Origin of the sequence: Mesorhizobium sp. M0408, assembly GCF_040321495.1 — a bacterium.
Classification (GTDB): Bacteria; Pseudomonadota; Alphaproteobacteria; order Rhizobiales; family Rhizobiaceae; genus Mesorhizobium.
On record NZ_JAMYRO010000005.1, the window covers coordinates 143,783 to 165,590 of the forward strand.

General features: G+C 60.5%; 17 protein-coding genes. 14 read left to right on the top strand and 3 right to left on the bottom strand.

The window, feature by feature from the left end:
- Position 1 precedes the first annotated feature (1 nt).
- The 3 genes from NKI67_RS07840 to NKI67_RS07850 all read left to right on the top strand — a co-directional run bounded on the left by NKI67_RS07840 (position 2) and on the right by NKI67_RS07850 (position 4,300).
- Positions 2-2,716: an ABC transporter transmembrane domain-containing protein gene (locus NKI67_RS07840; protein WP_023675956.1), complete on the top strand. Its 2,715-nt coding sequence runs from the start codon at positions 2-4 to the stop codon at positions 2,714-2,716.
- Positions 2,717-2,873: 157 nt separating this feature from the next.
- A complete protein-coding gene (locus NKI67_RS07845; RefSeq protein WP_023675957.1) occupies positions 2,874-3,323 on the top strand; it encodes a cyclic nucleotide-binding domain-containing protein in 450 nt (149 codons plus the stop codon).
- 122 nt (positions 3,324-3,445) lie between these two features.
- Positions 3,446-4,300: an MBL fold metallo-hydrolase gene (locus NKI67_RS07850; RefSeq protein ID WP_023675958.1), complete on the top strand. Its 855-nt coding sequence runs from the start codon at positions 3,446-3,448 to the stop codon at positions 4,298-4,300.
- 1 nt (position 4,301) lies between these two features.
- Here NKI67_RS07850 and NKI67_RS07855 read toward each other — a convergent pair whose 3' ends face one another.
- Together NKI67_RS07855 and NKI67_RS07860 are read right to left on the bottom strand one after the other, a co-directional pair.
- Positions 4,302-5,126 (bottom strand): polysaccharide deacetylase family protein, encoded by an 825-nt coding sequence (locus NKI67_RS07855; RefSeq protein WP_023675959.1) that lies wholly within the window; start codon positions 5,124-5,126, stop codon positions 4,302-4,304.
- Entirely contained in the window at positions 5,126-6,211 is a 1,086-nt protein-coding gene (locus tag NKI67_RS07860; RefSeq protein WP_023675960.1) for a glycosyltransferase family 4 protein, read from the bottom strand. The genes NKI67_RS07855 and NKI67_RS07860 overlap by 1 nt, the downstream gene beginning before the upstream one ends.
- A gap of 92 nt (positions 6,212-6,303) precedes the next feature.
- Here NKI67_RS07860 and NKI67_RS07865 point away from each other — a divergent pair, with 92 nt between their 5' ends.
- The 8 genes from NKI67_RS07865 (at position 6,304) to NKI67_RS07900 (ending at position 17,105) form a co-directional block, all read left to right on the top strand.
- Entirely contained in the window at positions 6,304-7,464 is a 1,161-nt protein-coding gene (locus NKI67_RS07865) for a DUF3095 domain-containing protein (protein WP_023675961.1), read from the top strand.
- A gap of 63 nt (positions 7,465-7,527) precedes the next feature.
- Positions 7,528-8,913: a nucleotide sugar dehydrogenase gene (locus tag NKI67_RS07870; RefSeq protein WP_023675962.1), complete on the top strand. Its 1,386-nt coding sequence runs from the start codon at positions 7,528-7,530 to the stop codon at positions 8,911-8,913.
- A 45-nt stretch (positions 8,914-8,958) separates the two neighbouring features.
- Positions 8,959-10,299, top strand: coding sequence for an adenylate/guanylate cyclase domain-containing protein (locus NKI67_RS07875; protein ID WP_023675963.1), 1,341 nt, complete (start codon positions 8,959-8,961; stop codon positions 10,297-10,299).
- 149 nt (positions 10,300-10,448) lie between these two features.
- Positions 10,449-12,344: an ABC transporter ATP-binding protein gene (locus NKI67_RS07880; RefSeq protein WP_023675964.1), complete on the top strand. Its 1,896-nt coding sequence runs from the start codon at positions 10,449-10,451 to the stop codon at positions 12,342-12,344.
- On the top strand, positions 12,341-14,239 hold the full coding sequence (locus tag NKI67_RS07885; RefSeq protein WP_023675965.1) for an ABC transporter substrate-binding protein: 1,899 nt from the start codon (positions 12,341-12,343) through the stop codon (positions 14,237-14,239). The genes NKI67_RS07880 and NKI67_RS07885 overlap by 4 nt, the downstream gene beginning before the upstream one ends.
- Positions 14,240-14,241: 2 nt before the next feature.
- A complete protein-coding gene (locus NKI67_RS07890; RefSeq protein WP_023675966.1) occupies positions 14,242-15,240 on the top strand; it encodes an ABC transporter permease in 999 nt (332 codons plus the stop codon).
- On the top strand, positions 15,237-16,418 hold the full coding sequence (locus NKI67_RS07895) for an ABC transporter permease (protein WP_031211575.1): 1,182 nt from the start codon (positions 15,237-15,239) through the stop codon (positions 16,416-16,418). The genes NKI67_RS07890 and NKI67_RS07895 overlap by 4 nt, the downstream gene beginning before the upstream one ends.
- Before the next feature lie 207 nt (positions 16,419-16,625).
- Complete coding sequence (locus NKI67_RS07900) at positions 16,626-17,105, top strand: class I SAM-dependent methyltransferase (RefSeq protein ID WP_023675968.1); 480 nt, start codon at positions 16,626-16,628, stop codon at positions 17,103-17,105.
- 37 nt (positions 17,106-17,142) lie between these two features.
- Here NKI67_RS07900 and NKI67_RS07905 read toward each other — a convergent pair whose 3' ends face one another.
- A complete protein-coding gene (locus tag NKI67_RS07905; protein WP_023675969.1) occupies positions 17,143-18,558 on the bottom strand; it encodes an adenylate/guanylate cyclase domain-containing protein in 1,416 nt (471 codons plus the stop codon).
- 204 nt (positions 18,559-18,762) lie between these two features.
- Here NKI67_RS07905 and NKI67_RS07910 point away from each other — a divergent pair, with 204 nt between their 5' ends.
- The 3 genes from NKI67_RS07910 to NKI67_RS07920 all read left to right on the top strand — a co-directional run bounded on the left by NKI67_RS07910 (position 18,763) and on the right by NKI67_RS07920 (position 21,774).
- Positions 18,763-19,569, top strand: coding sequence for a hypothetical protein (locus tag NKI67_RS07910; protein WP_352644938.1), 807 nt, complete (start codon positions 18,763-18,765; stop codon positions 19,567-19,569).
- A 91-nt stretch (positions 19,570-19,660) separates the two neighbouring features.
- Entirely contained in the window at positions 19,661-20,185 is a 525-nt protein-coding gene (locus tag NKI67_RS07915; protein WP_023675972.1) for a GNAT family N-acetyltransferase, read from the top strand.
- Between the two features lie 203 nt (positions 20,186-20,388).
- On the top strand, positions 20,389-21,774 hold the full coding sequence (locus NKI67_RS07920) for a hypothetical protein (protein WP_023675973.1): 1,386 nt from the start codon (positions 20,389-20,391) through the stop codon (positions 21,772-21,774).
- Positions 21,775-21,808 lie beyond the last annotated feature (34 nt).

Consider the following 21,808-nt stretch of genomic DNA (forward strand, 5'->3'; position numbering starts at 1 on the left):
TATGGAAGCCAGCCTAGCCCGCTATATCTGGACGCACACCAAGAAGCAGCAGCTCTGGATATTGATGATCGTCGTGCTTTCGATGATCCCGTATTTCATGTCCTTCGACCTGCCGAAGCTGATCGTCAACGGACCGATCCAAGGTCGCGGCTTCGAGCAACCGGGCGCGACCCAGCCATTCATGAGGCTACACTACAACCTGCCGTTCATTGGAGAGGTCCAGTTCTTCTCCGGTTTTCAGCTCGACCGCGAGGAGACCCTGTTTGCCCTGAGCCTTGTGTTCCTCTTGCTAGTCGTCATCAACGGCCTGTTCAAATTCTACATCAACACCTACAAGGGCCGCCTCGGCGAACGCATGCTGCGGCGTATCCGCTTCGATCTGGTCGACCGTGTGCTGCGTTTTCCGCCAGTTTACTTCAAGCGGGTGAAATCCGCCGAAGTGGCGACCATGGTGAAGGACGAGGTGGAGCCGCTGGGCGGCTTCATCGGCGACGCCTTCCTGCAGCCGGTACTGCTCGGCGGCCAAGCGCTGACGGCCATGCTGTTCATCATGATCCAGAACGTCTGGCTCGGAATGATAGCGGTCGTGATCGTGGCGATCCAGATCGTGCTCATCCCGCGAATGCGGCGGCGGCTGATCGTGCTCGGGCGCCAACGGCAGTTGACGGCGCGCGCGCTTTCGGGCCGGGTTGGCGAAATCGTCGACGGCATCGGCGCGGTTCACGTCCACGATACATCAAACTACGAGCGCGCCGACATAGCTGCCCGGCTCGGGCTCATCTTCAAGATCCGCTTCGATCTTTACCAATGGAAATTCATGGTGAAGTTCCTCAACAATTTTCTCGCGCAGCTCACGCCCTTTCTGTTCTACATGATCGGCGGGTATCTGGTCCTCCAGGGGCGGCTGGACGTCGGCCAGCTCGTGGCCGTGATCGGCGCCTACAAGGACCTGCCCGGACCGATGAAGGAACTGATCGACTGGGATCAGGATCGGCAGGATGTCCAGGTCAAATATCAACAGGTCGTTGAACAGTTCACCGTCGAAGGTCTCATCGCGCCGAAAATCGGGGTATTGACGATCGACGATCCCGATCCGATGACCAAGCCGCTGTCGGCGATCAATCTGTCCGTAGCAGACGATGGCGGTGCAATGCTCCTTAACCGTATCTCCCTCCAGGTCAAGCCGGGTGAGACGGTGGCACTGGTCAGTACCGCAACAGGTGGAGCGGAGGCGCTTGCAGAAGCCTTCGCGCGGCTGAACTGGCCGGACAGCGGAAGGGTCGCTTCGGGCACCGACGACCTGCTTGAACTCCCCGAAGCAGTAACCGGCCGGCGCATGTCGTATGCCTCGTCGGATGTTTTCCTGTTCCAGGCAAGCCTCCGCGACAACCTGCTCTACGGGTTGAAGCATGCGCCGCTGACATCGGTGCCTTATGACGGTGCTGCGGCAGATCAGCACCGCTGGAACATTCACGAGGCGCGCCGGTCGGGCAATCCGGATCTTGATATCCACAGCGACTGGATCAACTATGCTTCCGCTGGCGCTACCGGCCCGCACGACCTCTTTGAAGCCGTGCGCCGGGTGCTCGACGCGGTTGTTCTGTCGCGTGACATTCTGGATCTCGGCTTGCGCTCTTCGGCCGATCTCACGCGTCACACGGAGCTTGCCAGGCGGATCGTCGAACTGCGTGCGGCGCTGCGGACCCGGCTGGAACAAGAGGGGCTGAGCGGATTGGTGGTTCCTTTCGAACCGGGCGCCTACAACAAGGAAGCAACGATCGGCCAAAACCTGCTCTTCGGCGCTGCCGCCGGCCCCGAACTGGCCGACAGGGCCCTGGCGGCCAATCCCTATTTTGCTTCCGTGCTGAGGCAAGCCGGCCTCGACCGCACGCTCTACGAAATGGGCTTGGAGATCGCCAAACAGGCGATCGAGCTGTTTGCCGACCTGCCGCCCGATCACCAGTTCTTCCAGCAGCTCGCCTTCATGAGCGCGGAGGAGATACCCGCCTACGAAACCTTGCTGCAACGGCTCAAGAACCGTCCCTACGAGGCGGTTTCGGAGAACGATCGCGCCATGATCGTCACCTTGAGCTTTGCCTATATCGAGCCCCGGCACCGCTTCGGCCTGCTGAGCGACGAGCTGATGAGCAAGATCGTCGCTGCACGCAACCGGTTCTATGAAGACCTGCCGCCCGAGATGCACAATGCGGTCGAACGGTATGATCCTGCCAAATACATTGCCGCGGCCACCGTCATGGATAATGTCCTGTTCGGGCGTGTGGGCAACAATCATCCCGACGCGCCCGACCGCATACGCTCCATCGTCTATGACATTCTTGACGAACTGGGGCTTTATGGCGAACTTCTGGATGTCGGCCTGGACTTCAACGTCGGCTCCGGCGGCAGGCGGCTGACCGGTGGACAGCGACAGAAGCTCGATGTTGCCCGGGCCTTGCTCAAGCGTCCCGATTTTCTCATTCTCAACCGGCCGCTGTCGGCGCTCGACCAGCGCATGCAGGATAAGGTGCTGCGAAATGTGCTCGAGGAAGCCAGGCGCGACGGCCATTCGCCGGCAATTGTGTGGGTCGTGACGAATCCGGCAATGGCGATGATGTTCGATCGCGTTATCGTCTTCGACTCGGGTCAATTGGCGGAAGACGGAACACACGAGACACTTTTGGCAGGGAACGGTATCTTCAAGGAACTGTTGTCATAGAGCAACGGACATTCAGATGGGATCATTCTGCCGGTGCACGATATCGGGCTCGCCACCTTTCGCGTGGTTTGTCTCGCCATCCCGGAAAGAGAATTGATTCCATCTGGGCGTCCATTGCTCTAGTCTGGCAAACGCGAATTTTGGAAGGTTTGCGACAATGCTGCTCAAGGATGAAGTTGGAATGCTGCAACGCGTTCCCTTGTTCTCTGCCATCGAGCCGACAAAGCTCAAGCTGCTTGCGTTCACATCCGATCGTGTGAGCTACAGCGCCGGCCAGATCCTTTTCCGGCAGGGCGACGAGGGAGACGCCGCCTATGTCATCCTTTCAGGCAGGGCGGATATTCTTGTCGATTCCGACAGCGGACCGATAAAAGTTGCCGAACTGGAGCCAAATTCGATCGTTGGCGAGATCGCCATATTGTGCAACAGCTCCCGCACTGCCACCGTCAGAGCGGCAAGTCCGCTGGAAGCCCTGAGAATCCGCAAGGATCATTTCCTGAGGCTTATGAGGGAGTTCCCGGAAATGACCATCGAGATATTGCGGGTTCTTGCCGATCGCCTAAGCCATACGACCGCGGATCTGATCGACGCACGAAGCGCCAAATAACGAAGGACGTGCGCTCGATCCTCGCCGTCGTGACGGCACTGTCCTCTCGCTGAGAAGATCACCCGGAGAAAGCCTGTCTCGCCTAGCAGCAGTTGTTTGGATATGATGGGCGAAGGGGTAGCATGGACGACAACGTTTTCCTGGTCAGGTTTTGGGGTGTCCGCGGCAGCATTTCGGTATCAGGGCCAGAATTCTCTCGCTATGGTGGCAACTCAATCTGCGTCGAGATGCGATGCGGTAAGCATACGCTTCTGTTCGACGCAGGCTCTGGCCTACGGCCTGCCGGCGCGGCGCTTCAGGCGTTGGGCGTGACCGATTTCGACCTGCTTTTCACCCATTGCCATTACGATCACATCATCGGGCTGCCGTCTTTTGCGCCGATCTATGACCGGGGCGCCAAGGTTACGCTTTGGTCCGGGCATCTTGCAGGACACATGACGACCCGGCAGATGGTCGATGAGTTCATGCGGCCGCCGTGGTTTCCGGTGAAACTGGAGGCCTGCAAGGCAAGCCTCGACTATCGCGATTTCGTATCTGGAGACGTGCTTCACCCGCGCGAAGGGGTGGTGGTCCGAACCGGCAGTCTTATGCATCCGGGCGGCTGCATAGGCTACCGGGTCGAATGGGGCGGCGGCGTCGTGGCGGTGATCACAGACACTGAGCACGAGCCGGACAAACTCGATCAGGCGGTGCTCGGCCTGATCGAAGATGCCGACCTCGTCATTTACGATTGCACCTACACCGAGGAGGAAATGGAACGCCGCCGCGGTTACGGGCACTCGACTTGGCAACAGGGCGTCAAGCTCTGTGAGGCGGCCGGTGCGCGGAGGCTTGCGCTGTTTCACCACGATCCGACACGCACCGACAAGGAACTGGACAAGATCCAGAAGCTGGCCAAGGACAGGTTTACCGGCGCTTTTGCCGCGCGGGATGGCCAGACGCTCAAACTTCCAGTCTCATTGCGCAAAAGGCGCTGAGCTATTTTCCTCTATCTCTTTGTTTTGACGCAATTCCGGACGGAAACCGTTCATACTTTCCTGGAATTGTTCTACCGGCGCTGCGCCCGATCAATGTCCTGATCGGAAGCCATGCGCAGGCTTCAGTCTGTGCGGTGACTGTGAACAGCCGTTCGAGGAAGAGCCAGGCCGATTCATCATGTACGAGATGGTGGGTGAGCAGGCCCACCGGTTCGCCCCCATCGAATGCATGCTGCAATTGCGCGATGATAGTCTGAACCAATAGGCCATGATCGCGGCAGCCGCGCGTGCCATGCCAATCCATGATGTCGACATTGCTGTTGATGACCGCAAGTGAAGCCGGCCTTGGCGGCCCATAGACCGACAATGCCGAAAATCCTATCGATCCAAGGTCGGATACCAAGCCGGCGTCGATCCTGTTCCAGGGTGGCACCAGCATCGGAACGGCACGTGCGCCGTGCAGGCCGGTTACGTGCGCCAGCCCGCGAGCCAGATCATCGAGCACCGCCTCGCGTGGCCGATGCGCGCCGAGCTCCTGCTTCTTCTGGCCCTCGGGCGCATGATTTCGGTGCGCCCAGCCATGGATGGCGACCGTGGCATGCGGCGCCTCGTCAAGCCGAACGACAAGCTTCTCGTCAGTCAGGGCGGGAATGACGGCCAGAGTCACCGGAACCGCGAATTCACCGGTGAGGTCGAGCAACCGATCAAGCGCAGGCGTCGGATCCACGGCGTCATCGTCGCGCAGCCAGAACTCTGCCTTACGGTCCGCCCGTTGCCGGCTCGCCAGTTCCTCCACCAAGGGTTGCCAGATTTGATCGGATGTCATCAGACCGGGATCTTCGCAAGAAGTTCGGCCAGACGCGCCGCTGCAGCACCGAGAGAACGTTCTTCGAGGATGAAACGTCTGGCTTCTGCGGCCATGATGGATCTTTCGTCGTTACGGGCCAGAAGCCTTTCAATGGCAGAAGCGAACGCCGCCACATCGTCCGGCGGGGTGAGAAACCCGGCCTGGCCATTCCGGACGACCTCCGGCACGCCGGCGACGTCCTGAGCCACAACCGGAAGGCCGGCGGCCTGTGCTTCAAGATAGGCAACGCCATAGGCCTCGCCGAAACCCGGCCAGACGTAAATTCCCCCACTGTAGAGGACATCCGGCACGGCGGCTGGCTCAATCGCGCCAAGCCATTCGATACGCTCGGCGGGCAAGCCGGCGAATTGCGCTTTGATCTCCTCGCGGGCAGGTCCGTCCCCGACGACCGACATGGTCCAGGGCAGGTGACCGATCGAACCGAGCGCCTGCGCCAGCATGCGATAGCTTTCGACTTTGTCGCCCGGGCGCATCATGGCGACGGTAACGAGGCGCGTCGGACAACCGCGTGCCGGCGTTTCCCGGAATAGCGATGTGTCGATGAAGGGCGAAAGCATGCCGAAAGCGGCGTCGGGTACCGCATCTGCCAGTCCCTGACGATCCCTTTGCGTGAAGCAGATGTTCAGCGCCGCCTGTTCGACGGCTCGCGCCACCAACGCTTGCGTATCGGCCCACAAACCGGTGTTGCGCCGCCTCGAATAGGAGGCTTCCGCTGTCACATAGGGGACACCAAAGGCCAACGCCAGTTCGGGCCCGATCAGGTCGGGCGCCTTGTAATAGGGATGATAGGTGAACCACAGATCGGGCTTGCCGTCACGATCCCAAAGCCTTGCCAGCCGCGCGGCTTCCTCCCGGGCCTCGATCTTGAGCGCATCGAAACTTTTCGAATCCGGTTCGCGTAGATAGAAGCGCAATTCGGATGCCAGTTCGACGCTATGTCCTCCATGCTCCAGCGCCTTGACCAGCATCCGTGCCATCTGGCGGTCGCCGGAGGCAACGGGATGATTGGGCGACTTCAGCGGCGCATAGAAGGCAATTCGCATCCCCGGACCCTATCATCGGAAAGCCTGCGCAAGTCAATTTCGAAGCATGATCGACTTCACCCTCAAGCACTGGAATGTGCTATCTGATGCTCATGGAAACAGCTGCCGCGTCCGATCCGTTTGTTGCTTCTCTGCCGGTCTTCGCAAAGTTTGAAAGCGTTGCCGATATCGATAACTATCGGCCTCTCCCCGATGGCTGGGCGCTGGCCACCGCAGACATCGTCGGCTCGACCAAGGCGATCGAGGCGGGGCGCTATAAAACCGTCAATATGGCCGGTGCCAGCGTCATTTCGGCGCTGCTCAATGCGCTGGGTAGGCAAGATCTTCCCTTTGTCTTCGGCGGCGACGGCGCGCTCGTGGCGTTTCCTGGCTCGGCGCTGGAGATCACCCGTAACGCGCTGGCGGCTGTCCAGAGATGGGTGGCGGACGAACTGGATCTGACCTTGCGTGCCGCAATCGTGCCGATAAAGGATATAAGAGCGCAAGGCCTCGATGTTCGCGTGGCGAGGTTCCAGGCCTCTGATGCGGTCTTCTATGCCATGTTCGCCGGAGGTGGCGGCAGTTGGGCGGAAGCCGAGATGAAAGCGGGGCGCTACCGCATCGATCCTGCGCCGGCCGGCACGCGACCGGATCTGACTGGCCTCTCGTGCCGCTGGAACCCGATCGAAGCCCGGCATGGCGAAATCGTCTCGATCATAGCCATACCGGGGGCGTCGCGCGACTTGCGCGGTTTTCAGTTTCTGGTTTCCGACATCATCGCCCTTGCCGGCAGGCAGGAACGCGATGGCCACCCGGTGCCGGTGAACGGGCCGGACTATAGTTTGCTGCCCGCCGGCCTCGATGTCGAGGCGCGGGCCACGGCGCCGGCAGGACGGCGGTGGCTGTCGAAGCTGTGGATAGTGTTCCTGATGACGCTTACGGCTGTTGCGGATAGATTTGGCTGGACGATCGGCAGATTCGATCCGAAGATCTACAAACGCGAAGTGGCCAGCAATTCGGATTTCCGGAAGTTCGACGATGGCTTGAAGATGACCATCGACGTTGACGCGGATGTGTTGCAACGGATCGAGAACCGGCTGAAACAGGCGGAAGAGGCGGGCATCTGCAACTATGGCCTGCACCGCCAGAAATCGGCCTTGATGACATGCCTCGTCGCATCGCCGCTGCAGCGCGATCACGTTCATTTCATCGATGGCGCCGCCGGCGGCTATGCGATGGCTGCCGCAAGCCTGAAGGCGAAGGTGCCGATCTGACGGCTTGCGGACATCGATTTTCCGCAATATGCCTCGGGGTTCTTGGGAGCGGTGAGCCTCACCATGGAAGCGGACGGCCTGTCCGAATTGACGGGAAGCAGATTTTTGGACGCCTCACGATCGACATATGACCGTCTTCTGAACCGGATTTCGACGCGCGCCGCGCAAGTCGGCGTGATCGGACTGGGCTATGTCGGGTTGCCGCTGGCGGTCGCGATCGCTCGCGCCGGCTTCCCGGTTTCCGGCTTCGACATCGAAGGCCAGAAGGTCGAGAGCCTGAACAACGGCCAATCCTACATCGAGGCGGTGACGTCGACAGCCCTTGCCGGCCAGGTGGCAAGCGGACGGTTCCGCGCCACTGCGGATTTTGCCGAACTGGCCGTCTGCGATGTCATCATCATCTGCGTTCCGACGCCACTGACGAAACACCGCGAGCCGGATCTCTCCTTTGTCAGGAACACGGCAGGCAACATCGCGAAGCATCTGCGTCTCGGCCAGCTGATCGTGCTGGAATCGACCACCTATCCCGGCACCACCGACGACGTGATCAAGCCCATCCTGGAAAAAACCGGCTTGCAGTCGAGGACAGACTTCTTCCTCGGCTTCTCGCCCGAACGCGAGGATCCCGGCAACCGCAGCTTTGAGGTCGCGACAATCCCCAAGGTCGTGGCAGGGGACGGCATTGAAGCGGCAACGCTCGTGCAGGCTTTCTACCAGGGCGTGGTCAAGACCGTCGTTCCAGTTTCCACCACGGCGACCGCCGAGGCGGTCAAGCTGACGGAAAACATCTTCCGCTCGGTCAACATAGCCCTCGTCAACGAGTTGAAGGTCGTGCTCGGGGCGATGGGAATCGACATCTGGGAGGTGATCGAGGCGGCAAAGACCAAGCCCTTCGGCTACATGCCTTTCTATCCTGGCCCTGGACTTGGTGGGCACTGCGTTCCGATCGATCCCTTCTACCTGACGTGGAAGGCTCGCGAATACGAACTGCCGACCCGCTTCATCGAGCTGGCGGCAGAGATCAACACGGCCATGCCGCGTCATGTGGTCGATGAACTGGCGAAGGCGCTGGACCGGCGCTGCGGCAAGGCGCTCAGCCGCTCGCGCATTCTCATCATCGGGCTCGCCTATAAGAAGAATGTGCCCGACATCCGCGAAAGCCCCTCATTGCGGCTCATTGAACTCATCGAGGAATGGGGCGGCAAGGCGGAATTCCACGATCCGCATGTTGCCGAAATCCCGGGCACACGGGAGCATATGGCGATCAAGGGGCGTCGCTCGGTCGAATTGACCGAGGTGGCCTTGAAGGATTTCGACGCTGTCGTCGTTGCGACCGACCACGACGCGATCGACTATCAGGCGATCGCGGATCACGCTCTACTGATCGTCGACACACGCAATATTTTTGGCCGCCTCGGGCTAGCCCGAGAGGCGGTGGTGAAGGCCTGACGGCGTCCGAGCCGGCGAATTTGTGCAAGGAGATTTCGAGATAGCATGAGCACAGCGCAAGCAGAAATTTCTGCCATTCTCATGGATAAGGTTGCCGATTGGCTGACCCAATCGGCGTTGGCGGGCGACGACCTGGAAACATTGGTAAGGGGCTTTTGTGAACGGCTGGCTGCTGCCGGCCTGCCGTTGAAGCGGGTGCATTTGAGCTTTTCGATGCTTCATCCGCTTTATGACGCGCTCGGCTTCACCTGGCTCCGCGGCCAGGGCCTGGAAGTGGAAGGCTTCCGCAAGGAGAACGGCGTTCATTCCGACAGATTCCTGACCAGCCCATACTACCATCTGCTCAGCCACAAGCTCGACCATCTGCGGCGCCGGCTCGACCCGTCGGTGCCGTCGGAATTTCCTGTTTTCGATGACCTCAAGCTGATGGGCGTCACCGATTACATGGCTTTCGTCCATCCCTTCAGCGGCAACACCAGTCAGGGCATGATCGGGTCTTGGTCCACCGACAGTGCTGCAGGCTTCAGCGACAGCATGATTTCGGCGCTGCTGCGCATCCAGAACCATCTCGCTATCGCAACCAAGATGGCGGTGCTCACCAAGCTTGCCGACAACATGATGACCACTTATCTCGGCGGCGACGCCGGCAGGCGCGTGCTCGACGGCCAGATCAAGCGCGGCGAGGGTGATACAATCCGGGCGGCACTGGTCATGGGCGACATGCGCGGGTCGTCAAGACTTGCCGAAACCTCCGGCCGCGAAGTCTATATCGATACGCTGAACCAGTTTTTCGACGCCGCTGCTGCACCTTTCAATCGCAAGGGCGGGCAGATCATGAGTTTCATAGGTGATGGCTTCATTGCCGTCTACCCTTGCGCAAGGCACCGTTCACAGTCCGAGATCGCCTGCCAGGCTGCTCTTGCAGCAGCGCACAAGGCCACCGCGCGCATGATGGATCTCAATCTGCGCAGAAAGCAGCAGGGATTGAGCGACATAAACTATGGTATCGGCCTGCATGTCGGCAATGTGATGTTCGGCAATGTCGGGCTTACCGACCGGCTCACATTCTCTGTCTTCGGTTCGGCTGTAAACGAGGTCCAGCGCCTCCAGACCCTGACCAAGAAATATCCGCACAGCGTTCTCGCCAGCAAAGACTTCGCCGGCTATTGCGGCGCCAACAACTGGCTGGCGCTCGGCATGGAGGAACTGGCGGGCATCAGGCAGAAGCTAACGGTGCTTTCACCCGATTTGTCGGGTGCTCTCTCGCTCGACGAAGACGGTGCGCTGGAGCCGATTTACGACCGAATATCGGACGCCGAGCAGGTCATGCTGCTTCATCGCAATGCCGCGCGGCCGTCCGCGGGCGACCCGAGGAAGCTCCAGTAACCGCCACGATCTGATCCGAACGCGTTTGGTATGCAGTCCGGTCGCCGGTTCCGCCAGGGAACTGGGGACTGTTCGAATCCAAGTTGCTCTAGGCTGGCAATGCGCTAGTCTCGCCTTCTGGACCTGCCAGAGTGGGGGCTGGTGTGAGAATGAATTTGGGCGTTGATCTGCTGCGGATCGAGGATGTTGGCATCTCTTTTGCCATTATAGGGGGACCGTTGCATGCCGTCAGGCGTGCAAATCTTCGCGTCCTGCCCGGCAAGGTTACTGCGCTTGTGGGCGAGTCCGGTTCCGGAAAATCGGTTCTTAGCCAGGCAGTGATGGGCATTTTGCCGAACACAGCCCATGTTCGCGGGCGTATCCTGTTTTCCGATCCTGAAAAGCCCGGCACGACGCAGGATATCCTGCAGATGCCGCGTGACGGACCCGAAATCCGGGCGTTGAGAGGCAGCCGCATAGGCAAAATATTTCAGGAGCCGATGACATCACTGTCGCCGCTGCATACGATCGGCAATCAGGTGAGCGAATCCCTGCAGATTCATACGCCCATGGCTTGGGTGGAGCGCAAGGCGCGGACCAAGGAAATGCTCGGACTTGTCGGCTTTCCCAACCCCAAGCGCGCCTATGACATGTATCCCTTTGAACTTTCGGGAGGATTGCGTCAACGCGCCATGATCGCCATGGCGCTTATCTGCCGGCCCGCGCTGTTGATCGCCGACGAGCCGACGACGGCGTTGGACGTCACCATCCAGGCGCAAATCCTGCAATTGCTGCGCGAGCTTCAGACGAAGCTGAACATGGCGATGCTGCTGATCACGCACGACCTTGGCGTAGTCGCCAACGTCGCCGACGAGGTGGTGGTCATGTACCATGGCGAGATCATGGAAGCGGGACCTGTGGAGGCGATATTCCGCCGGCCGGGCCACCCTTACCTGAAGGGCCTGATGGCAGCCGTTCCGCATTTCGACCTGAAGCCCGGCGAAAGGCTAAAGGCGCTCCGCGAGGTGCCGGTGAATGTCGGGAACCTGCTCGGCAAGCAGACGGCGCCGGCATCGAAGGGGCCGGACGACATCCTGCTGTCGGTCAGGGATCTGACAAAGACCTTCACGATCCGCAAGTCCGGATGGTTCGGCGGAGATCATCAAACCTCTGTTCGCGCCGTGGACGGCGTGAGCTTTGATATCAGGCGGGGTGAGTGCCTGGGTCTTGTCGGCGAAAGCGGCTCCGGCAAAACCACCGTCAGCAAGATCCTCATGCGGGCTGTCACCCCTACCGGCGGCTCTGTGATCTTCAATGGCCGCGATGGTCCGATCGACGTCTTGGAAGCCGAGGGAGACGCCCTGCGCATGCTGCGCGCGAAAATCCAGATGGTATTCCAGGATCCGGTTTCGTCGCTTTCACCCCGCATGACGGTGGAGAACATTTTGAGCGAGCCGCTGGAAATCCATCGACGTGGCAGTGCCGCGTCCCGACTCGCCACGGTCAAGAGCCTGATGCAGGCAATCGGGCTCGACCCGCGCTTCATAAAGCGTTATCCGCATAGTTTCTCCGGCGGGCAGCGTCAGCGTATCGGCATCGCGCGCGCGTTGGCGCTGGGGCCTGAACTCCTGATCTGCGACGAGCCGGTTTCGGCACTCGATGTCTCTGTCCAGGCGCAGATCCTGAACCTTCTGAAGGACCTGCAGAAGGAACTGGGCCTGACCTACCTGTTCATATCCCACAACCTCGCGGTGGTGGACTACATGGCAGACCGTATCGCGGTGATGTGCGGCGGGCGTATCGTCGAGCTCGCGCCGCGCGAAATTCTGCTTAGGAAACCGGTCCACCCCTACACGCGCTCATTGGTCGCCGCAGTACCTTTCCCCGATCTCGACAGGCCGATGGATTTCAAGACGCTGAAACTCAGCGGCGCTTCCGACACCAGCGCATGGGGACCGCAATTCCGCGACGAGGGCGACGAGGATATGCTGTCGCCGCTCGATCTTGGCGGCGGCCACCTCGTGCTGGCCCGACGTTCGGCCGATTTCAGCGAGCTACGCCATTGATCAGCCGGCGCACCGTCCTTGGACTCATGGCTTCGGCATTTCTGCCGGGCACGTTGCGCGCCGGCGACCTGGAGCCGGAATTTCTTGAGCCGCAGCTGAAGGCCAGAGCGCTGCCGGCACTCGCCGAACGCCTGCCCAAGCGCCCTCGCGCGTTGAATCTCGCCGCGATGGGCCGGCAGCCCGGCCAATATGGCGGCACGCTGCGCACGATCATCGGCAGCCAGAAAGACATCCGGATGATGACAATCTACGGGTACGCTCGCCTGGTCGGCTATGACGAAAAGCTTAACCTGCAAGCCGACATTCTCGAAAGTTTCGATGTAGCGGATGATCGTGTCTTCACTTTCAAGATACGAGAAGGACATAAATGGTCTGACGGTAGCCTGCTGACGTCGGAGGATTTTCGCTATTGCTGGGAAGATGTCTGGCTGAACGATGAGCTTTCGCAAGGCGGGCTCGCCCCGGCCCTGCTGGCGGACGGCAAGCCGCCACGCTTCGAGATCGTCGATCCGTTGACGGTCCGCTATAGTTGGGATGCGCCCAATCCCGACTTCCTGCCCAAGCTCGCCGCTGCTTCGCCCCTATCGCTTGTTCTGCCGGCCGCCTATCTCAAGCAGTTCCACAAGAAATACCAAGATCCATTCCGGCTCGCCGGCCTAATGAAGGAGAACCGGGCCCAGAAATGGACGCTCTTGCATATCCGCATGTCGCGGCAGTATCGCCCGGAGAACCCGGAACTGCCGACGCTCGATCCCTGGCAGAACCGGACCAAGCCGCCGGCTGAGCAGTTCGTCTTCGAGCGGAACCCGTTCTTTCATCGAATAGACGAGAATGGCCGGCAACTGCCTTATGTCGACCGGATTGTCATGAATGTCAGCTCGTCGGCGATCATTTCCGCCAAGACCGGTGCGGGCGAGAGCGACCTGCAAGGCATGGGAATTGACTTCACCGATTACTCCTTCCTGAAGGATGCGGAGAAGCGCTACCCGGTGAAGATGCATCTCTGGAAACGCACACAAGGTTCGCGGCTGGCGCTGCTGCCCAATCTGAATTGTGCCGACCAGGTGTGGCGTGGCCTTTTTCGTGACGTGCGCGTGCGCCGCGCACTTTCGCTCGCTGTGGACAGGCGCGAGATCAATTTGGCTGTGTTCTACGGATTGGCGCAGGAAAGTGCCGATACGGTCCTGCCGGAGAGCCCGCTCTACCGGCCGGAATTCGCGAAAGCCTGGGTCGCCCATGATCCCGACCAGGCCAATGCCCTGCTCGACGAGGTCGGGCTTCAGGCGCGTGACGATGACGGCCTGCGGATACTCCCCGACGGACGCCCGGCGCAGCTCGTAGTGGAAACGGCCGGCGAAAGCACGCTGGAAACCGACGCGCTCGAGCTCATCACCGATCACTGGCGCAAGATCGGCATCGCCCTGTTCATCCGGACTTCGCAGCGCGACATCTTCCGCAGCCGCGCGCTTGGTGGCCAGATCATGATGTCGATGTGGTCGGGCATCGACAATGGCGTGCCGACCGCCGACATGAACCCCTACCAACTCGCCCCCACCGTCGATGACCAGCTGCAATGGCCGCTCTGGGGTGCTCACTACTTGTCCCGTGGCAAGGTCGGCGAAGCGCCCGATCTTCCGCCCGTGGTCGAGTTGATGGCTTTACTCAAGCGCTGGAACGCATCGACCGAAGCCACGGAGCGCGCCGAGATCTGGAATTCAATGCTGTCGATCTATACCGATCAGGTGTTTTCGATCGGCACGGTAAACGGAACGCATCAGCCGATTCTGGCATCCTCGCGGCTGCGCAATCTGCCTGACAAGGCGCTCTACGGCTACGACCCGACCGCCTATTTCGGTGTCTATATGCCGGATACATTCTGGCTTGGAGAGTCCTGAGCGTGCTTCGATATTTTGTCTGGCGTATCGCCGTGATGGTTCCAACGCTGCTGGTCATATCGGCACTGGTGTTCACGATCATCGAACTTCCTCCAGGCGACTATTTCGACAGCTATGTTGCCGAGCTTCGGGCTCAAGGCGAAGCGGTGGATTCCGATCGCATCGAGATGATGCGCAAGGAATATGGTTTCGACAAGCCACCGGTCATTCGCTACTTCTACTGGGTCGGCGGGATGCTGCACGGCGATTTCGGCTATTCCTTCGAATATGAGCTGCCGGTTCGCGACGTCGTCGGGGACCGAATGTGGCTGACGGTGCTGGTTTCCTTCGTCACGATCATCTTTACCTGGCTCATCGCCTTTCCGATCGGCATGTACTCCGCCACGCATCAATACAGCTGGGGCGACTACGGCCTGACTTTCTTCGGCCTTCTCGGCCTTGCGATTCCGAACTTCATGCTGGCGCTGATCCTGATGTATTTCGCCAACATCTGGTTCGGCACGTCTATCGGCCATCTCATGGACCAGCAATATCTCGGCGAGCCGATGAGCTGGGCCAAGGCGAAATCGATCCTCGCCCATCTCTGGATTCCGGTCTTGATCATCGGCACCGGGGGCACGGCAAGCATGATCCGGCGGCTGCGCGCCAATCTGCTCGATGAGCTACATAAGCAATATGTCGTGACCGCGCACGCCAAAGGCCTTCATCCCTTCAGGGCGCTGGTCAAATATCCGCTGCGCATGGCGCTCAATTTCTTCATTTCAGATATCGGCTCTATCCTGCCGGCCATCATCTCCGGCGCCGAAATCACGGCAATCGTGCTGTCTTTGGAGACGACCGGGCCGATGCTGATCAAGGCGCTGCAAAGCCAGGACATGTATCTGGCAGGGTCGTTCCTGATGTTCCTCGCCTTCCTGACGGTCATCGGCGTCCTGATTTCCGACTTGGCGCTGGCGCTACTTGATCCGCGAATTCGTTTGCAAGGCGGCAGCACCAAATGAACACGCAATCGCCGCTGCCCGCTCCGGGCGCCCCGCTGCAACACTACGTTTCCATTGCGCCCTTTGACCTGGAGTCGGTCGAGGCGATGACGCCGGAGCAGTCGAAGGTCTTTCAGGCGTCGCAGCTGCGGCTGATGTGGTGGAAATTCCGTCGGCACCGGCTTGCCCTTGTATCCGGCATATTCCTGGCAGCGCTCTATTTCGGGATACTGATCTGCGAGTTCCTGGCGCCCTACGATCTGCACACGCGCAACATGGACTACATCTATTCGCCGCCGCAGCGAGTGCACCTGTTCCACAACGGCCAGTTCGTCGGGCCGTTCGTCTATGGCCGCCAGATGACGCTGGATATGGACACGCTCAAGCGGAACTACGTCGAGAAACAGGATGATGTTCAGCGGATCCGTTTCTTCTGCAAGGGCGACAGTTACCGGTTCTGGGGCCTTATCGAAGGTGACAGGCATTTTGTCTGCCCCGCCGAAAACGGCCAGCTCTTTCTGGCCGGCACTGACAGGCTGGGGCGCGATGTGCTCTCGCGCATCATCTATGGCGCACGCATTTCACTGACAATCGGCCTCGTCGGCATCAGTTTCAGCTTCCTGCTCGGCATTGTCATCGGCGGACTGGCCGGCTATCACGGCGGTATCTTCGACCTGATCGTCCAACGGATAATCGAAGTTCTGCAATCGATCCCCAGCATTCCGCTATGGCTGGCTCTGGCGGCGATCATGCCGATAACCTGGAGTCCGATCCTGATCTATTTCGGCATCACCGTCATCCTCGGGCTGCTCGACTGGACCGGACTGGCGCGGGCCGTGCGTTCAAAGCTTCTAGCCTTGCGCGAGGAGGATTACGTTCTGGCCGCGCAATTGATGGGCGCCAGAAGCAGCCGCATCATCGGGCGGCATCTCATTCCCGGCTTCATGTCGCATCTGATCGCGACGGCGACGATCTCCATACCCGGCATGATCCTGGGCGAGACGGCGCTGAGCTTCCTCGGGCTCGGCCTGAGGGCGCCGATAACCAGCTGGGGCATCCTGCTCACCGAGGCGCGCAGCGTCAGCGTGATCGCGTTCTATCCATGGCTGCTTTTGCCGATGCTCCCCGTCGTTCTCGTCATCTTGGCGTTCAACTTCCTCGGCGACGGGTTGCGGGACGCCGCGGACCCCTACAAGTGACAGCGCTATTCCGCCGCGCGCAGTGCCGCCGACTCCACCCGTATGATCCTTGTCGGCAACTGTTCGCTTGTTGCAGTGTTCATCGTCCGCCTCTACACGCGGCAAGACTCGATCGGGGCTTAACACGTCGGCCTCGGGTTTCAGCCGCGAAACGCTCTGGTCGGGGGCAGTTGATTTCGTGAACTGGTTCTGGACATACAATCGCACATGAGTCGCCTTGACAGTTTCATCCGGAGGATGACCGCACAGCGCGACATACTTGATCATGTCTGCGCCGAGGTGGCGAAGATGGAGGGGCCTGTGCTCGAGCTCGGCCTCGGCAATGGCCGGACGTTCCACCATCTGCGCGAGCGCCTGCCCGGACGCCGGATCGTAGCGTTCGACCGCGCACTTGCCGCACACGCCAGCTCAATTCCCGAAGCTGAAAACCTCGTGCTCGGCGAAATACGCGAGACGGCGAGCAGGTTCATTGGCATCGACGCCGCTCTTGTTCATGCCGACATCGGCACCGGCTATGAAGATTGCGATGCAGTGACCTCTACCTGGCTTCCCGATCTGACCGCGCGCCTGCTTCGCGTCGGCGGCATCGCGGTCAGCGGCACGCCGCTAGATCACCCGCAGTTGCAACGCCTCCCGCCGCCACCTTCGGTTCCCGCCGATCGTTATTTTATCTGTAGGCGCGTGTGAGGGGCCGGGACGAGCCAAATCTTCAGGGGCCAAGCCTTCAGGGGATCGTGTATACTGCTATCTCCCGGCCAATGCCGCGCAGCGAGACCTCGTGGGGCACGGGCGTCAGCGCGTTCCTGTGTAAGAGATCGGCGGTGAGATTGTCGTCGACCACCGCTCGAGTGGCGAAGATCGCCTGTGCGTTGGCAAGGTTCTGGACCCGCGAAGCAATGTTGACCGTCTGGCCGAAATAGTCCTGTCGCTCATTCATAGACACGGCGATGCAGGGGCCGGCATGGACTCCGATCTTGAGCAGCAGATCCTCGCGCCCGCTCTTGTCGTTGAGCGTACGCATGGCATCGCGCATCCTGAGGGCTGCAGCAATCGCACGATCAGGCGTCGCGAAGGTCGCCATCACCGCATCACCGATCGTCTTCACCACCGCGCCTGCCTCCGCCGTGACGATCTCGTGCAGAACCTGGAAATGCTCGCGCACGAGATCGAAGGCTGAAAGGTCGCCCACCCGCTCGTAAAGCTCGGTCGATCCGCGCAGGTCGGTGAACAGGAACGTCAGGCTGGTGATCTTCAGGCGCTGGTTGATGTCGAGTGTATCCGTGCGATAGAGATCGCGGAACGTCTGGTTGGTGAGCAGGCGCTTGGCGGTCAGGAAGGGCCGGCGTTTTCCCAGGAAATCATGCAATGCCTGGCCGGCGATGAAGACCGTCGGCAGCACGCGGGTGTCGGTCCGGTTTTCCAGCGAAATGCGCAACGGGCCGGGTTGCATCTCCAGCGTCTGGTTCTGGACATGGTCGCGGTCGAAGGCCAAAGAGAGGCTCCGGCGCTCCTTTGTTGGTTCGCCCTTCCCGTCGATGAACTGCGCTGAATGGGTGACCGGCTCGAAGACGATGATGAATTCGGACGGAAGCTGTATGGGCAGAACCGCCTTTTCACCGGGCGCAAGCTCGATATCCTCCAGCGAGAACGCTTCTAGCTTTTTCGCGAAATCCTCTTCCGGCAGATCGACGCCGGACGCCCAGTAGATTTGGCGGAAATATTCCGCCACCGGCAGTTCGTGTGGATTGTGGGCGGCAATCCTGCGCACGCGGGGACTGACGGTGAATGTCACCTCGACCATCTCGTCGAGGGTCGGTGAATAGCCCTCGGAGCACAGCGCGCAGGTGTATTCGTCCTTTTGCAGGGTTTTCAGCGTGGCGTTGGTGTCGAGCACGCCGCCACAGCCGGGGCACAGTACATTCCAGGAAATGTCGAAGATACCCACCCGCGCCGCATGGAGAAAGGCGCTTATTGCGCGCTCCTCGTCGAGGCCATGCTTGCTGGCGAAGGCTGGCGCATTGATGCGGCAAAGTTCGCGGTCCTCGCCCTCCGCGATGGTTCGCTTGATCGCGTCGATCGCCTGCGGATCGACATCGGCCGATTGTCGCAGAAGTGAGAACAGATCCTGAGCTTCGTTCATCGTGCAGGCTCCGGAAAATGCACCCCGAGGCGTTTTGACCGGACCGGTCTTTGGTCCGAGTGCTCCATCTTACTTCGAAACGGACCGTACGGCCATTCGAATGGATAAGCCTGGTGACCGTTCAATTTCCATTCGGCGGATTTTAACCGGCCGCAAGCAGCACTATGATGGTCCATGGAGCATTCATCTTTGGGATTTTCTCCCATGCCGACATCCGACAATCCGCCATTTCCCGCGGCCCTGCGCCTTTTTTCTGCGGTGGTCATCATCGTCCTGATCGTAGGCGCCGGCCTGTTTTTCATGCCTGCGCTGGTGAAACCGGGCTGGCCTTGGGCCGTCACGCCGTTCAATGCGCGCTTCCTCGGTGGCTTCTACACCGCCGAAATGGTCGTGATGGCGGCACTGCTGGTCTGGAATCGCTGGTCGCCCGGCAGGCTCGTGCTCGTCATGGCCTTCATCTTCACCGTCATCGTGTCGGTGGCTTCGTTCATCAATCTCGGCTATTTCAACTTCGAGCGCAAAGCGCCCTGGCTGTGGTTTTTGGTCTATCTTGCTTCGGTCGCGGTATCCGGGCTGTTCCTGTGGCGGGCCAGGGCCCGTCCTTCTGCAAAAGGCGTGACCTTAAATCCCGCATGGAGCGGCTACATGCCGGCGGAATCCGCGATCCTTGGGCTCTATGGCGTCGGCCTGTTGCTGTTTCCCCTGACATTCAGTGGCATCTGGCCATGGCCGATCGATGCCTTCCACGCTCAGGTCTACAGCGCCATCTTCCTCGCCGGTGCGGGCGGTATATATCTCGTCTGGAGAAGCGCGCCGCGCGAGGAACTGCTGGTGCTCGGGTTGGCGCAGTTTCTGGTTGGCCTGCTTGCCATCCTCGGCGTCGTCATCACCGACGCTGCGGTGCACCGGATCGACTGGACGGCGACCGGGACATTGTGCTGGCTCGCCCTTTTCGGCTGGATAGGCATCAGCGGCGTCTTCAAACTCTACGCCGCCTCCCGGAATTTTTAGCTCGCAATCGGCATCATAGGTCAGAGACGGCTGGATTTTCAGGTGGCGTCCGGTGCATCGTACCGGGCCGATTGCCTTCGCCGGGAACGCCATGACCAGCACGACCTCGCCACCCTCCGAGAAAATCCAGCCGCTGCTGCGGTCCGTCCGGCCAAGCGATGCGGAGGCGCTTTGCGCTATCTTCAACATGCCGGGCTTCCGCTGGGGCACGTTCAGGATGCCTTTCGAGATGGTGGAGCAGGTGGCGCGGCGCATTGCCAAGTCCGGCCAGGAAACCACCTGGATCGTTGCCGAGCTGGACGGCAAGGTCGTCGGCCATGGCAGCCTGGTCGTGCAGGGTTCACCGCGCCGTTCGCATATCGGCGAGATCAATGTTGGCCTTGACGATGCCTTTGTCGGCAAAGGTATCGGCTCTGCCATACTTGGCGCGCTGCTTGACGTGGCCGACAACTGGCGCGCCCTGAAGCGGGTCGAATTGACCGTCTATGCCGACAACGAACCGGCCCTCCGTCTCTACAAGAGCCACGGCTTTGAGATCGAAGGCCGGCATGTGAAGGCCGGCTTTACCGACGGGCAGTACCACGACCTCCTGAGCATGGCCCGGCTGCGGTTCTAAGATCCGCTGTTTGGCGTTAGCTGTTTAGCCAGTCTGACAATTCGTGCGGAGCGAACAGGTGATTGCTCATGGAGAGCTGCGTAGGATACGGCCATTTCGTCTCACGCCATCTTAATCGAGTTGACGATCTATGTGTGGGCCGGCCGCATCCAGCAAGTCTGGTCTCGCTTGGCGTTTGCACCGCAAGCGGCTAGACGGGACCAATGACCGCCGTCTTTGACCCAAGCCCTACCCCTCCGGTGGAAATTCTGGCTGTGCTGTCGCTGCTCTGCCCGGAGGTCGTGCGCGACATCGAGCAGAACTGGAATGCACCGGTTTCCGACTACGCCCGCCATCTTTGGCGGCCGGTGGCAAGGCCTGCATCGGGCCCGGCGATCGCTGCCCGCTCGATCCTGCGCGAAGTCCTGCATCAGCGCCTCGGTAGGATCATGCAGCCTGACGAGATCGGCAAAGCCCTCGACGAGTTCGAGCACAGACCGGTGATTCAGTCCGGCCTGCACTGCCTGCTTCTGATGGACCGGATCACCTTCGATGCCCTCCTGCTTGCCTGGCTCGGCGCGGTCGAAAACGGGCTGTCGGCCTTCGTCGGCTTCATGGGAACGACAATGACCATGGAGACAGTTGGCCGGGAGGGGCCGGGATGGCTCGACGTCGGCGACGACAAGATCAACCTGTTTGGCATGGGGCGCCACAAACTGTGCCGCAAAAGCGCCTGCGTGGCCGGTCCCGTCTCCCTCAACAAGCGCGCGCTCGAAGCGGTGGGCGACGAAACGGATGCCAGCCGCTGGCTGGGCACACTGCTTGCCAGCCAGGACAAGGTGTTTGAAACCGCCGCCGATGCGCTGACTGCCCTGAACCAGGATCTGGTCGCCAATTGGGATCGTGCCGGCATGGCCCTGCCGGTTTTCATCGATGATCGGGCCGCCGCGGCTGCCATGGCGCGGCATCTGGAATATGACGGCAGCCTTCTTTCCAGGCTGCTCATTGAACCCGCAAGACGCCAGCGTCTCGAACATGCCTGGCAAGAGGCCGCATCGAGCCCATTTGGCAGATTCCTGCCCAATGCCACGGACTATTTCTGGGGAATCCGCGAGGAGCGCGTGCGCAAGCTCGTTCTCGAGAACGGGCACCTGATCGAGCCTGACAGGCCGCAAGGTCTTTCCATCCCGTTCGAGCGGCCACATCTCAGGCGGGCGCTGCTGGAAGGCGTGCTGCTGCCGAACTTGTTCCTGACGTTCCTCGTCCTTGCCATATTGCCGCGCGTGCGGGTCGTGGGCGGCCTGAGACAGATTGGCTACGTAGCGCTTTTCCACTCGATCCTTCTGGCCGTGCTGGACGAAAACGCGCCGGAAGAGCGCGATCTGGCCGCGGAGCTGCAGGTTCGGGAAAATGCCTGGGGCATGCGGGTCATCGATGAAAAGATCTCAGTCCGCGAGCAGCTTGCCGGCCTGCCGGAAGTGGCGCTCTTCCCAAACCTGCTCCGGCAATACCGATTGCGGACATTTGCCGAGACGACCGACGACCTGAAACTGGTTCGCGAAAACGCCAGATGGCGCAAGATCGGCCAGGCAGAGATCAAGCCGACCTGAGACTAGTGCGCAACCGCAAGCGACGGCGATCTAT